Origin of the sequence: Ruania halotolerans, assembly GCF_021049285.1 — a bacterium.
Taxonomy (GTDB): domain Bacteria; phylum Actinomycetota; class Actinomycetes; order Actinomycetales; family Beutenbergiaceae; genus Ruania; species Ruania halotolerans.
Map to the genome: position 1 here is coordinate 1,289,958 of NZ_CP088017.1, position 13,150 is coordinate 1,303,107.

At 69.4% G+C, this 13,150-nt stretch carries 11 protein-coding genes; 6 read left to right on the forward strand and 5 right to left on the reverse strand.

Annotated features, from left to right (window positions below; translation table 11 throughout):
• Positions 1-22 precede the first annotated feature (22 nt).
• Genes LQF10_RS05635 through LQF10_RS05655 form a run of 5 tightly spaced genes read right to left on the reverse strand, consistent with a single transcriptional unit; the run spans position 23 to position 5,663 of the window.
• Positions 23-1,315: a DUF58 domain-containing protein gene (locus LQF10_RS05635; RefSeq protein ID WP_231066506.1), complete on the reverse strand. Its 1,293-nt coding sequence runs from the start codon at positions 1,313-1,315 to the stop codon at positions 23-25.
• Complete coding sequence (locus LQF10_RS05640; RefSeq protein ID WP_253073035.1) at positions 1,315-2,592, reverse strand: AAA family ATPase; 1,278 nt, start codon at positions 2,590-2,592, stop codon at positions 1,315-1,317. The genes LQF10_RS05635 and LQF10_RS05640 overlap by 1 nt, the downstream gene beginning before the upstream one ends.
• Positions 2,589-3,770: a DUF4350 domain-containing protein gene (locus tag LQF10_RS05645; RefSeq protein ID WP_231066507.1), complete on the reverse strand. Its 1,182-nt coding sequence runs from the start codon at positions 3,768-3,770 to the stop codon at positions 2,589-2,591. The genes LQF10_RS05640 and LQF10_RS05645 overlap by 4 nt, the downstream gene beginning before the upstream one ends.
• A complete protein-coding gene (locus LQF10_RS05650; protein WP_231066508.1) occupies positions 3,767-4,426 on the reverse strand; it encodes a DUF4129 domain-containing protein in 660 nt (219 codons plus the stop codon). Before LQF10_RS05650 ends, LQF10_RS05645 begins: the two co-directional genes overlap by 4 nt.
• 4 nt (positions 4,427-4,430) lie before the next feature.
• Positions 4,431-5,663 (reverse strand): DUF7847 domain-containing protein, encoded by a 1,233-nt coding sequence (locus LQF10_RS05655; protein ID WP_231066509.1) that lies wholly within the window; start codon positions 5,661-5,663, stop codon positions 4,431-4,433.
• A gap of 88 nt (positions 5,664-5,751) precedes the next feature.
• Here LQF10_RS05655 and mtrA point away from each other — a divergent pair, with 88 nt between their 5' ends.
• The 6 genes from mtrA (at position 5,752) to LQF10_RS05685 (ending at position 13,017) form a co-directional block, all read left to right on the forward strand.
• Entirely contained in the window at positions 5,752-6,435 is a 684-nt protein-coding gene (gene mtrA / locus LQF10_RS05660; protein ID WP_231066510.1) for an MtrAB system response regulator MtrA, read from the forward strand.
• Positions 6,432-8,225 carry an MtrAB system histidine kinase MtrB gene (gene mtrB, locus LQF10_RS05665; protein WP_231066511.1) on the forward strand — a complete coding sequence of 598 codons (1,794 nt, stop codon included), beginning with the start codon at positions 6,432-6,434 and terminating at the stop codon, positions 8,223-8,225. Before mtrA ends, mtrB begins: the two co-directional genes overlap by 4 nt.
• The gene (locus LQF10_RS05670) at positions 8,222-9,901 is read left to right on the forward strand and encodes an LpqB family beta-propeller domain-containing protein (protein ID WP_231066512.1); all 1,680 of its coding nucleotides are present in this window, start codon (positions 8,222-8,224) and stop codon (positions 9,899-9,901) included. Before mtrB ends, LQF10_RS05670 begins: the two co-directional genes overlap by 4 nt.
• Positions 9,902-9,966: 65 nt before the next feature.
• Positions 9,967-10,773 carry a ComF family protein gene (locus LQF10_RS05675; RefSeq protein WP_231066513.1) on the forward strand — a complete coding sequence of 269 codons (807 nt, stop codon included), beginning with the start codon at positions 9,967-9,969 and terminating at the stop codon, positions 10,771-10,773.
• Positions 10,774-10,964: 191 nt separating this feature from the next.
• A complete protein-coding gene (hpf, locus tag LQF10_RS05680; protein ID WP_231066514.1) occupies positions 10,965-11,627 on the forward strand; it encodes a ribosome hibernation-promoting factor, HPF/YfiA family in 663 nt (220 codons plus the stop codon).
• A 163-nt stretch (positions 11,628-11,790) separates the two neighbouring features.
• Positions 11,791-13,017, forward strand: a complete 1,227-nt coding sequence (locus LQF10_RS05685) for a winged helix-turn-helix domain-containing protein (protein WP_231066515.1) — start codon at positions 11,791-11,793, stop codon at positions 13,015-13,017.
• The last annotated feature ends 133 nt before the right edge of the window (positions 13,018-13,150 follow it).

Consider the following 13,150-nt stretch of genomic DNA (forward strand, 5'->3'; position numbering starts at 1 on the left):
CGCTGTCGGGTGGCAGGTGAGCTCAGAGCCGGCCGGCGGCCTTCAGCGCGAGATAGGTGTCGGCCACGCCCGGGGGGAGCGATTCGGGGTCGCGCTCCACCACTTCGGCACCGGTACGACGCAACCGGGTGGCGAGGGCATCGCGCTCCAGATCGCCGCGCTCAGCCGCCGCCGCGTCGAACACCTCGGCGGAGGTCTCGCGGGCACGCAGCAGCGCCGCCGCATCCGGGTCCGTCGCGGAGGCGACGATCACCTGGTGATCCCGGGCGATCGTGGCCACGGCCGGCAACAGCCCCGATTCGGCCGCCCCCGCCTCCAGGCCGGTGATCAGCACCACCAAGGCACGCTGGGAGAGCGTGTCCCGCACCGCCTGGGTGATCCGCGCCCAGTCCGGTTCCACCAGCGCAGGCGTCACCTGGGAGAGTGCGTCAGCGGTGGTGGGCATCACCGTGGCGCCGTGGGTTCCGCGCACGCGAGCCCGCACCGCGTCGTCCACGGCGATCAGATCCACCCGGTCACCTGCCTTAGTGGCCAGCGCGGCCATCAGCAGGCACGCCTCGATACCGGCGTCCAGACGCGGGGCCTCGCCCAACCGGGCCGCGGAGAGCCGCGACAGGTCCAGCACCAGCAGTACCCTGCGGTCGCGCTCGGGGCGCCAGGTGCGCACCACCACCTCCTGGCGGCGTGCCGTGGCCCGCCAGTCGATCGCGCGTACGTCATCGCCCACCACGTATTCGCGCAGCGAGTCGAACTCGGTGCCCTGCCCGCGCACGTTCACCGCAGTGCGGCCGTCCATCTCCCGCAGTCGAGCGAGCCGTGACGGCAGATGCCGCCGGGAGGAGAACTCCGGCAGCACCCGGATCACACCCGGGACCTCCTGGGACGCCTGCCGGGCAGCGAGCCCGAGCGGGCCATAGGAACGGATCGTCACCCGGTCGGCGTACAGATCGCCCCGCCGGCGAGGTCGCAGTGCCGTGCGCACCCGCTGCGACTCCTCCACACCGATCCGCAAGCGGTGCCGGTTCGCATCCGCGCCCGCCGTGGGCTGCCAGGCGTCGCGCACCACGCCACGCAAGGAACGCCGTCCGGTGTTGGTCAGGGTGAGTGTGGACTCGGCCCGTTCACCGCGGCGCACCGCACCGGCTGTGCGTCGCTCTACCTGAACGGCCGCGACCGACGCAGCGAGCACCGCATCCAGCGCCACCACCACGGCAACACCCGCAGCCCAGACGAGAACCGTCGTCACCTCTGGCACCAGCAGCACCGGAATGATGCCCAGTGCCACGAGAACAACGGTCCGGCCCGTGATCGCCATCAGCGTGGAACCGGGACCGACCCGAGGATGCCGTCCAGCACGGACTCGGCGCTGATGCCCTCAAGCTCGGCCTCCGCACGCAGTTGCACCCGGTGCCGCAGCGTCGGGTGAGCGAGAGCCTTGACGTCGTCCGGGGTCACGTACCGGCGACCGGACAACCAGGCCCATGCACGGGAGGTGGCGAGCAACGCCGTCGCCCCGCGAGGCGAAACACCGAGGGAGAGCGAGGGCGAGGTGCGGGTGGCGCGGCAGATGTCCACGATGTAGGCCAGCACCTCGGGCCCCACTTCCACGGCGGCCACGTCCGCACGTGCGGCGGCCAGGTCATCCGGTCCGGCCACGCGGCGCACCCCAGCTGCCTCCAGGTTGCGCGGGTCGAAGGCGTGCGCGTGCCGGTTCAGCACCTCGATCTCGGCTGCTCGCTCGGGAATCGGGAGGATGAGCTTGATCAGGAACCGGTCCAGCTGCGCCTCGGGGAGGGGGTAGGTGCCCTCGTACTCCACCGGGTTCTGCGTGGCGATCACCACGAACGGCTCGGGGAGCATCCGCGGCTCGCCGTCCACGCTCACCTGACGCTCCTCCATGGCCTCCAGTAGTGAGGCCTGCGTTTTTGGGGGAGTGCGGTTGATCTCGTCGGCGAGCATCAGGTTCGTGAACACCGGGCCCTCCCGGAAGGAGAACTCGGCGGTGCGGGCGTCGTAGACGAGGGAACCGGTCACGTCACCGGGCATCAGATCCGGGGTGAACTGGACCCGCTTCATCTCCAGGTCGAGGGAGGCGCCGAGGGTGCGGGTGAGGAGCGTCTTCGCTACCCCAGGCACTCCTTCGAGGAGGACATGCCCGCGGCAGAGCAGGGCGATCACCAGGCCGGTGACCGCAGCGTCCTGCCCCACCACGGCCTTGGCCACCTCGGTGCGCACCCGGGCGAGTGAGGCGCGAATCTCCTGCTGCGTCGTCGTCTCCTCCGGGGGAGCTGGTTGCGGCTGGGTGGGCGCCGAGGTGGGGTACGCGGGTCCGTTCGGCCCTGCGCCCCCAGATTCAGCGGGCGCCGGTGCAGAAGGTGCAGCTCCCGACGGCGGAGGTTCAGCAGGTGGGGGAGCGGATGGCTGGTACTGCCCTGACGCTCCCTCGGGCCCCTGTGCGGCGCCCTGCTGGTTCGTGTTCTGCCCACCGTAGGGGTACGGGTCCTGTGGGCCCTGGTGGTCCGGCAGGGGGCTGTGGTTCGGCTGAGTGCTGTGGTCCGGCTGGTGGCCGGATTCCGGTGGGGTGGTGCTCATGTGCGATGAACCTCGCCTTCCAAGGTGTCCAGAGCGTTCGTCAGTGCGAGCAGTGATGCGTCGTCAGTGGGTGGTGGGCCGTACAGCAGTGAGTCGATCGCCTCCGGTGGCCGCCCACTCGCGCGGGCGAGGGTCTCGACCACCTCGGCAGGATCGGCCGTGCGAGGGATCCCGGTGCGGCGAGCCAGCCGCCGGATGGTGCCCGCCCGCAGTGCCGAACTCGCGTGCTCGACGGCACGGGCACGGCGGTACAGCCGCCCCCGCCCCCGGGTGGTCTCGGTGGCGCGAACCACCACCGGCAGGTGTTCAACCACCACGGGTCCCAGCCGGCGCCCGCGCCAGAGCACCACCGTGAGTGCCAGCAGCGCCGCCAGGGACACGAGCTCCGGCGGGAGCAGCTCCGGGGCAGCCTGGTCCGATCCCGTGGAGTACGGATCGAGCGGATCGGGAACGTACCAGGTGAGCCGTTCGTGCTGGCCGAGTAGCCGCAACATCAGCGCCGCATTCCCTGCCTCGGCGATCCCCTCGTTGGAGAGCGGGTACGAGTTCGGCACGACCGACCAACGTTGCTGCCCTTCGGTCCAGGTGGCCATCGCGTAGGAGGTCTGATCCTCCTCACCCTCGATCGGGAAACAGCCCACGACGCCGTCGCTGACCTGCACGCCCGGCCCCGCCGTGACGATGTCCTCGGCCGCCGTGGCGTGCTCGTCCGCGCAGCGCGCGTCATAGCTGGTGTGAGCTCCGCCCCCGGTGGCCGTGACGTGGTCGGTGAGCGCCTCGATCGAGTCGAAGTCCAGGTTCACTATCACCAGATCGGCACCGACGCCGCTGAGCGCGCTGAGCTGCTCCTCGCGCAACAGAGCAGGGTCTGTGAGCAGCACCGTGCTTCCCGTACCGGCCGCGTCCAGCACGGCCTGGGTGGTGTGCACCTCCCGGACCTGCACGCCGTGCTCGCCCAGGATCTGAGCGGCCGCGCGGGCACCCTCCGGTTCCGGGTTGGTCGAACTCAGCGGCACGGAGCTGATCGGCGGGGCCAGCAACCGCAGGATCAGCGTGCCCAGCAACAGCATCAGCACGCAGCCGATCGCGATCAGCACGCCCTTGCGGTTCGACGTTCGCTCAGCTGCGCTGCTGCGCGGACTGTCCGCGAGGTCGCCACGGGCGAGGAACGTACTCACGAGGTGCCCACCACCGTCGTGCGCTGGCGCTCCGGGCGGGTGCTGCCCACCTGCCGGTCCACCGCACACAGACGCTCGTAGTCTGCTCGTGCCGGTGTCGTGTCACCGTAGTAGACCTCGTCGAACAGGCGTGATGCGGCAAGCAGATCCTCGGCGCAGGACGGGAGCCGCGCGCCGCCGTCGACGGCTGCTTCATGCGCCGTGCGGCCCGGACGGTCCTCGAGGATGGCGCGCTCATCCAGGGCGCGCACCACGGCACGGAACCGTTCCAGCACGGCGAGTGAGAGGTCGCCGGCTCGAGCCGCCGCCTCGGCCGCCGCGCGCAGATCAGCCGCCGAACGGTCGTCATCGGCGCTCAGCACTTCGCTGCTGGCGGTGCGAGCCGCACGCCGACGCCGCACCGGCCCGCCGAGGATGAGTGCCACCACGACGATCACCCCGAGGGCGGCCAGCACGAGCAGTGGCACCAGCACCGGTCCGAGTGAGGTGTTCATCTCGGTGATACGTGCCCAGAGGCCCTGCAGCCACTCGATCAGCTGCTCCAGGAGAGTCGGGTCGTCGTTGTAGATGCCCTTGCTCAGCTCTGCCTCCGCCCACGCTCGCGCCTCGTCTGCGGACGGCGTGAGCGGGACGTCCCGCGGGTGCGAGCCAGCCATCGGCTCAGGCGGCCTCGGCGGCCCGGGCGAGCTCGACGTCCAACGCCTCGGTGCGAATCCGTACGTCGATGTAGAGCAGCGCGGTCACGGCGGCCATGAACGGCGTGGTCACTGCCAGCGCCACCACGGTGCCGATCAGGCTGGAGATCTGGATCGCCGTGAGGCTGCCCATGAAAGCGCCCACGGCGCCGAACGGATAGCTGAGCACGCTGGAGAGAATCCCGACCAGCAGCGCGGTGAGCAGGTAGATCCCCAGAATTCGCCAGAATGCCCGGCGGGTGAGCAGGAAGGAGCGGCGCAGCGCCGCGAAGATGCCCGAACGTTCCAGCACGAGGACGGGAGTGGCGAGCACGGTGAAGACGATCACCGCGATCATCGCCACCACCATCACCAGCACTGCGAACACCGAGACCAGGGCGATCACGGCCGGCTCGCCGGTGAAAGCACTGAGCGCGATCAGGCCGGCAGGGACGGCGGCCGCCACGAGAACGATCAGGCCGATCACCAGGCTCAATCCGAGCAGGCGCAGGATCTGACCGCGAACGGCGGCCCACACCTGCCCGAGGCTCATCTTCCGCCCGATCACCGACTGGCTCACCGAGTGGATCAGCAGACCCGTCAGCACCGTGGTGATCAGGAATGAGATCACCCCGGAGATACCGAAGCCGAGCAGTCCGGACTGGACGGTGGCGGTGAGGGTGTCCAGGCTCTCCATGTCGCTCATGGCGTTCGGATCCGCCACCAGCCTGTTCAGATCTTCGAGCATGCCCCAGGTGGCGATGCCCTGGACCGCCACCGCGAGCGTGACGAGCACGGCCGAGAGGGCGAACATGACCGCGGGGTTCGCCCGGATCGAGCGGATTGCGCCGTCGTAGATCTCCCCGAGAGTGAGGGGGCGCAGTGGCACCACCCCTGGCTGCGGGGCGAACTGGCCACTTGGCGGATACGGCCCCGGGCCTCCGGCGCCATACTGGCCGTAACTTGCCTGCCCGCCGGGCGGTGCGGTGGGCACGGATCCCGGCGGCGGGTATCCACCCGGCGGGGGTGATGGTTGATACCCGCCTGGTTGCTGGTACCCGCCGGGCTGCTGACCAGGACCAGGCTGCTGGGAGCCGTCGGGGTTCGGCGTGCCCCAGCCCTGACCGGGGTCGGGTGCGCCCCAGCCCTGGCCGGCGTCCGGAGCCCCCCAGCCGCTGGAACCCTGCGACTCGGGTGGTGGTTGCCCGGGATTCGACATGGTGTTCCTCTCACGTCATGCGCTACTCCCGCCATCTTCGCACGAGCAACTCCCGCCGTCCGACGAGTGGAAGTGCGACGATAGGGAGATGAATGCACGCGTCTTGGTGGTTGACGATGATGCCGCTCTCTCGGAGATGATCGGCATCGTCCTGCAGTCCGAGGGTTTCGAGACGGAGTTCTGCGCACACGGATCGACGGCGATGGAGACATTCCACTCGGTGCAGCCGGATCTGGTGCTGCTCGACCTGATGCTGCCGGGAATGGACGGCATCGAGATCTGCCGCCGGATCCGGGCTGAATCGGGTGTTCCCATCATCATGCTCACTGCCAAAGGGGACACCGCCGATGTGGTCCACGGCCTGGAGGCGGGGGCCGATGACTACATGGCCAAACCAGCCAAACCCACTGAGCTGGTGGCCCGGGTACGAGCTCGGCTGCGCCACCGCGACAACGAGGGCACAGAACGGCTACTCATCGGGGATCTGGTGATCGACGTGCCCGGGCACCGCGTGACGCGGGGCGAAGAGACAATCAACCTCACCCCGCTCGAGTTCGACCTGATGGTGGCCCTCGCCCGCAAACCGTGGCAGGTCTTCTCCCGGGAGGTGCTCCTCGAGCAGGTCTGGGGCTACCGGCACCAGGCGGACACCCGGCTCGTGAACGTACACGTGCAGCGGTTGCGCGCCAAAGTCGAACGTGACCCGGAGAATCCCGAGGTCGTGGTGACCGTGCGGGGCGTCGGGTACCGGGCGGGCACTCCGGTCCAGTGACCGAGCCGGTGATGCCCTCCGGCGCCGGCGCTCCGGGCACGAGCGACCGTGCCGGAGCCGAAGGCCCCGGCGGACCATCCCGGCCTTCCGGTGCCGCCCGGATCCGCCTGCACCGGATGCGCCGCTGGATCCGCAGCCGGGCACGTTTCGGGATGCGCGCCTGGCGGCGCTCACTGCGCCTCCGGGTGGCCCTGTCCACTGTGGTGGTGGGAACGCTGGCGCTCGCGCTGCTGGCGGCATTGCTCTCGGACCAGGTACGCGACGGGCTGTTCGAAGAGCGCCGCGACCAGGTGCTCTCCGACGCCGCCGGACGTGCCGAGCAGGTTCAGGACCAGTTCGACTCGGCCACTGTGGGCACCGCTCAAGACGCTCAGCGGCTCGCCGATTCCGCGGTGGGATTTCTCCAGCAGACCGCCGTGGACATCGAGGGCGTGCTGCTACTCCCCTCACCGGACCCGGATTCGCCGGTGCTCATCTTCGCTCCGGTCACGGACCAGTCGCTGCGCTCGGTGATCGAGGATGACCTACGCGAGCGCGTCCGCGAGGAGCAGTTCCAGCAGTGGCAGTCCGTCGCGCTGCCAGCCGTGAACGGGACGAGCGAGCCCGGGATCGTGGTCGGTGCGCCGGTGACGATCCCGGTGGCAGGCGCCTACGAGCTGTACGTGGTGTACTCCCTGGCGCCGGAACAGGCGAACCTGGAACTGCTGCAACGAGTGCTCGCCGTCGGGGCGATCACCCTCGTGGTTCTCCTCCTGGGGATGACCTGGTACCTCACCCGCCAGGTGCTGGACCCGGTGCGGCAGGCGGCACGCACGGCCGAGCGCCTCGCCGACGGCCGACTCACCGAGCGAATGGAGGTCCGTGGCCACGATGAGCTCGCGCGGCTCGGCGCCTCGTTCAACGAGATGGCCGCCAGCCTGCAGGATCAGATCGAACGCCTCGCCGCACTCTCGCGCATGCAGCAACGTTTCGTCTCCGACGTCTCCCACGAGCTACGCACCCCGTTGAGCACAGTGCGGATGGCCGCCGAGGTGCTCTATCAGGCCCGCGCGCAGTTCCCGCCCACCCAGGCTCGCTCGGCAGAACTGCTGCAGAACCAGCTCGACCGATTTGAGAACCTGCTGGTGGACCTGCTGGAGATCTCCCGGTTCGATGCCGGCGCTGCGGTCCTCGACGTGGAGCAACTGGACGTGCGGGACGTGGTGGAGCGGGTGGTCTCGATCACCGATCCTATTGCCGCTGAGCGTGGTTGCACGCTCACGCTCGATCTGCCGAGCAGGCCATGCACAGCGGATATGGACGCTCGGCGGGTGGAGCGGGTGCTGCGCAATCTGCTCGTCAATGCGATCGAACACGGTGAGGGCCGCCCGATCGAGGTGCGGGTGGGAATGCACGAAAGGGCCGTCTCGATCCTGGTGCGAGACCATGGCATCGGTATGACCGCACCCGAGGCAGAGCGCGTATTCGACCGATTCTGGCGAGCGGACCCCGCGCGAACTCGCACCCTGGGCGGCACCGGGCTCGGGTTGGCAATCGCGTTGGAGGACGCTCGCCTGCACGGCGGAGGGCTGGACGCGTGGGGCAGCCCAGGAGAGGGAGCGGCCTTCCGGCTGACCCTCCCGCGGCGTGCCGGTATGGAGATCGGACGACCACCGCTCGAACTGCAGCCGATCCGCATTGAACGAGAGCCGGTGCACACCCTCGATCCGGCGGGGCCGGCGGCGCTGCCTGAACTCGCCACCCCACCGGCTGGGCAGCCGATGGTGCCCGACGAGGAGGGCGAGCGATGACACGATGGAGCCGCACCGCATGGGCCACCGTAGTGAGCGCCGCGGTGCTCGCCGGATGCGCGAGCCTGCCTACCTCTGGGCCTGTGCAACCCGGAGTGGAGGCCGATCCGGATCAGGGTGTTGGCTACGTGGTGGGAGAGGACCCCACCCCCGGCGACCCCCCGGACTCCATCGTGCGGGGCTTTCAGTCCGCCGCGGTGGTGGGTACCACCGACGACTTCGTCCAAGCCCGGAAGTTCCTCACCGCGTCCACCGCTGGAACCTGGGCCTCCGCGGACCAGGTGATCGTCTACGACGCATCGGTCCAGCTCCGGTACGCCGAACCCACCGAAGGGGTGGTGGAGGTGACGGCCGCCGTCGCGGCCACCGTGAACGCCGTCGGGGTGTACACCCAAGCGGCGCCCGGATCGACCACCACCCTCACCTACGAACTGGAGCAAGAGGACGGTGAATGGCGAATCGAGTCGCTGCCGGAAGGGGTGCTGATCTCAGAGGTCAACTTCAGCACTCTCTATCGGCAGACGCCGCTTTACTATCTCTCCTCAGATGCATCGGCGCTGGTGCCGGATCCGCGATGGTTCCCTCAGCGCAATGCCGCGACGTACGCCATCCGCGGACTGCTCGCCGGGGTGGCGGAATGGATGAGCCCGGCAGTGGTCTCGGCGATCCCGGCCGGGACGGGCTTGACGATCGACTCGGTCACCGTCTCCGGTGGCGTCGCCTCCGTTCCCTTGACCAGGGAGGCACAATCAGCCTCCGCCGCCGATCGGGCACTCTTGCTCGCGCAGATCACCGAAACCCTGGTGCGCCTTCCCCAGGTTCAGAGCGTCTCAGTAACAGTCGACGGCGTGCCGCTGGAGCAGCCGCAGGAACGGCCTGAGCTCACGGTGGACCCGTTGGTAGGCCGCTCACCGATGATGATCAGCGCGGACGAGGAACTCGTCTCCTTCAACGGTGCTCAACTCACGCCGGTGCCCGATGTGGCACCGCTGGTGGGATTGGACGCCGCACATGTGGCGCTGCCCTATGACGACGCCCCGCCGGTGGTCCTGTCCGGGACGAATCAGCTGGTGGCGCTGCCGAGTTCCGCCGAGCCGGAGCCGCTGCATACCGGGCCGGACCTCCTCCCACCCTCGTATGGCCCGGACGGGTGGGTCTGGACCGGCGCGCAGGAGAACGACGGCGAGCTGATGGTGGTGCGCCCGAGCGAGCAGCAGACGAGGGCGACCGTGGCCGCAGAGGCCTTGGCAGGCCTGCAGGTGCGGGTGATCCGGGTGAGCCGCGACGGTACGCGCCTGGCCACGGTGGTTCAGGATGGTGACACCACGCGGGCCCTGGTGTTCTCGGTGGTGACCGGGACCGGAGGTGTGCCGACGGCACTCGGCGAGTCGCTCACGATTGCCCGGGGGATCGAAGACGTTACTGACCTGGTCTGGCTGGACGGCTCCACACTTGCCGTCCTCGGCACCACGCAGCAGACCGAGCGCGTCCATCTGGTGCCACTCGGTGGTCCGATCACGCGATTGCCGAGCGTGCCGGGCACGCGCGAGGTGGCGGCAGGCAATGGCGAGCGCGAACTGTTCCTGACCACGGATGAGGGCGTGCTGTACGGCCGATCCGGGAATGGCTGGGCCGAACTGGCCAGCGGAGTGCAGTATCCGGCCTTCGCTGGCTGACACCGGTATCCACAGATCCTCGTGCGGCCCGGCGCTGCTGCGGGCGGGCGGGCCATGCTGAGGTGATGGACCCTGATGATCGGCGCCGGAGCGGCCCTACCTGGCGGGTGGAACCGTTCACGGCCGTCACCGACCTGCTCGCACTGGTGCTCCCGCGCCGGTGCGCCGGGTGTGATCACCCGGATGTGACGCTGTGCCCGAGCTGCCGAAGAGTACTGGCCACTCCTGCGCAGCGCTGTGAGGAGGACACGGTATTCCTGGCAGCAGATGACTATCTGCCCGCGCTGGGCCTGCCCACCTGGTCGCTCGCGGCCTACACCGGTGCGGTGCGCCGGGTCGTTCTTGCCTGGAAGGCGGGGCAGCGCCCGGATCTGGATGCGGAGCTGACCGCTCTCGCGCGTGGTGGCGTCAGAGGTCTGGCCGCGGAGATCGTTCCAGCCCGCAACGACCGGACCGATTCCGCCGACCACGCCGAACCTGCCCTCGTGGTGGTCCCGGCTCCCTCCGGATGGCGGCGCCGTCTGCGGCGCCGACTCGTTGCCCTGACGCTCGCTGACGCAGTGGCCCAGGAGCTCGCGGCAGAGTCCGGGCGGGCCGTGTGGGTGGCCGATCTGCTCCGACGGCGAGGCAGGTCCGGACATGCGTTGGGGGCCCGCGCGCGACGCCAGGCGGGCCGGACCGCGATCCGGGCTCTCGGTCCGGTCCCGGCTGGCACCGTGTGCCTCCTCGTCGACGACGTGGTCACCTCGGGAGCGACTCTCGACGCCGCCCGATCAGCCCTCGAACAGGCCGGCGCACGGGTGGTGGGCGCGGTGGTGCTCGCCGCCACCCCGCCCGCGCCGGCGACCGGTTCGGCGGTTCGCCTGTCGTAACGGCCGACAGTGGACTAGCGTCATGTCATGGAACTTCACCCCGGCCAGCGCCACCGAGAGAATCGGTGCCGAGCCGGGTTCAGGGGAGGTGATACTGCCTCGTAGCATGCCGCGCCGAGCAGGCGTGGCCATCCCGTCCCTCGGAGCCGTTGTGGCCTCGGGGAACACCTGAATGACCTGTGGAGGTCCCCATGGAGATTGTCGTGGTCAGCCGTCACACCGAGGTGTCGGAGCGATTCCGACGCCACGTCGAGGAGAAGCTGGGCAAGGTCCCGCAGTTCTCTCCCTACGCTCAGCGCGTCGACGTCGAGGTGTCCCACGAGAACAACCCGCGTCTGGCAGAGAAGTCAGAGCGAGTCGAACTCACGGTGCGGGCCAAGGGCCCGGTGGTGCGAGCGGAGGCAGCTGCCTCGGACCGGTACGGTGCGCTCGACCTGGCCACAGCCAAGCTCCTTGAACGCCTACGCCGCGCGCGCGATCGGCGAAAAGACCACCACCACAGTCGTAAGGCTGCCCCACCCCCGGTCGTGCCCGATCTCGAACCGGTGGAGAGCGAGGTCGACACCCAGGACGACGGTTTCACACCTCAGGCCCCGAGTGAGCCCGGGGTGGCGGTCGAGGCTCAACTGGGCGATTCACCTGTGGTGATCCGCCAGAAGGTGCACGAGACGGCGCCCATGACGGTGGACCAGGCGCTCGCGGAGATGGAACTCGTGGGCCACCCGTTCTTCCTGTTCATCGATTCGGAGACGATGCAGCCGTGTGCCGTCTATAACCGGCGAGGCTGGACCTACGGTGTGATCCGGTTGAACTATGAGGCCACCGAAGTGGCCCACGCGGAGGCGACGGCCTGACGCTCCACCCCTGACGCGTTTCAGCGGCGCCGGTCGATCGTGAGGGTCGACCGGCGCCGTTGTCTGCCGGAGCGCGTTGCGCGCGTAGTCGGCCGACAGGCTGATCGTCCTCGTCACCGCCGGGGGGAGATGGATGTCGGTGCAATCTCCTACTGTGAGGCGCATGCCCCGCACCTTCACCCTCGGCCAGGCGCGCCGTATTGCCGTGGCCGCGCAGCTGCTCGACCGATCCACGCCCCGGCCGCAACGGCCGACCATGGCGCATCTGCAGCGCACCATCGACCGGTTGGGAGTGGTGCAGATCGACTCGGTGAACGTGCTCGCGCGTGCCCATCTGTTGCCGCTGCAGGCGCGCCTGGGCAGCTATGACCCCGCCCTGCTGGACCGGGCGACGCGGGGGACGCCGGCTCGCCCCCGGCGGTTGGTGGAGTACTGGGCACATGAGGCCTCCTACATCTCGCCCGAGACCTACCAGGCGCTGCGGTGGCGGATGGACTCGCCACGGATGAGACGCCTGGACGAGCGCCTGTGGCGAGAGCACCCGGAGACGATGGACGCGGTCTTGGAGATCATCGCCTCCCACGGCCCGCTCACTGCCGCGCAGGTGCACGAGCGGCTCGGCCACCGCAGCGGCCCGCGGGTGGCGTGGGGGTGGAACTGGACTATCGCGAAGGAATCGCTTGAATCGCATTTCGCTCGCGGCCGGGTGATGAGTGCCCACCGCACTGCGCAGTTCGAACGCGCCTATGATCTGCCCGAACGGGTGTTACCACGATCGGTGCTTAGCGAAGTACCCGACCGAACGACGGCGATCCGCCAGCTGGTCTCGCTGGCTGCCCGGGCGCACGGGATCGGAACGGCACGATGCCTCGCCGACTATTTCCGCGTACCGGTGGCGCAGGCGCAGGAAGCGATCGCCCATTTGACGGCCGCCGGGGAGTTGGAGGAGGTCACGGTGCGCGGCTGGGATCGTGCGCTGGTGCTGCACACCGGTGCACGCCGCCCCCGGTCCACCCGGGCGCGGGCGCTGCTTGCCCCGTTCGACCCGCTGGTGTTCGAGCGTCGACGTCTCCTCGAACTCTTCGGAATGCATTACCGCATCGGCATCTACACCCCGGCTGCGCAACGTACCTACGGCTACTACGTGCTCCCGTTTCTCCTCGGTCAGGATCTCGTGGCCCGCACGGATGTGAAAGCAGACCGTCGCGCGAGCGCATTGGTCGTGCGGACGGCGTTCTCCGAACCCGACGCCCCTGCCGAGACCGCGCGCGAGCTGGCCGCCGAGCTGCGCGAGCTGGCCGAGTGGCTCGATCTGACCGATGTGCGCCCTGCCAACGACATCCGGGGCGACCTTGCCGGCGCGCTCACGCGGGAACTCGCCGCTGACTGACGCACCCGCTCAAGCCTCGCCAGGCCGCAGTACGTGAGAACGTGGTCGGCCTGTGCGAGACCCTCAGCTGCGAGATCTTTGACAGTCCTGCGCCCAGTCAGCTAATTTCGGTCCCGACCGGAAAAGGTGCTTA

Coding starts and splice junctions, on each gene's coding strand:
- hpf (WP_231066514.1), top strand. CDS start 10,965: ATGGAGATTGTCGTGGTCAGCCGTCACACCGAGGTGTCGGAGCGATTC.
- mtrA (WP_231066510.1), top strand. CDS start 5,752: ATGAATGCACGCGTCTTGGTGGTTGACGATGATGCCGCTCTCTCGGAG.
- LQF10_RS05685 (WP_231066515.1), top strand. CDS start 11,791: ATGCCCCGCACCTTCACCCTCGGCCAGGCGCGCCGTATTGCCGTGGCC.
- LQF10_RS05650 (WP_231066508.1), bottom strand. CDS start 4,426: ATGGCTGGCTCGCACCCGCGGGACGTCCCGCTCACGCCGTCCGCAGAC.
- LQF10_RS05640 (WP_253073035.1), bottom strand. CDS start 2,592: ATGAGCACCACCCCACCGGAATCCGGCCACCAGCCGGACCACAGCACT.
- LQF10_RS05655 (WP_231066509.1), bottom strand. CDS start 5,663: ATGTCGAATCCCGGGCAACCACCACCCGAGTCGCAGGGTTCCAGCGGC.
- LQF10_RS05670 (WP_231066512.1), top strand. CDS start 8,222: ATGACACGATGGAGCCGCACCGCATGGGCCACCGTAGTGAGCGCCGCG.
- LQF10_RS05675 (WP_231066513.1), top strand. CDS start 9,967: ATGGACCCTGATGATCGGCGCCGGAGCGGCCCTACCTGGCGGGTGGAA.
- LQF10_RS05635 (WP_231066506.1), bottom strand. CDS start 1,315: ATGGCGATCACGGGCCGGACCGTTGTTCTCGTGGCACTGGGCATCATT.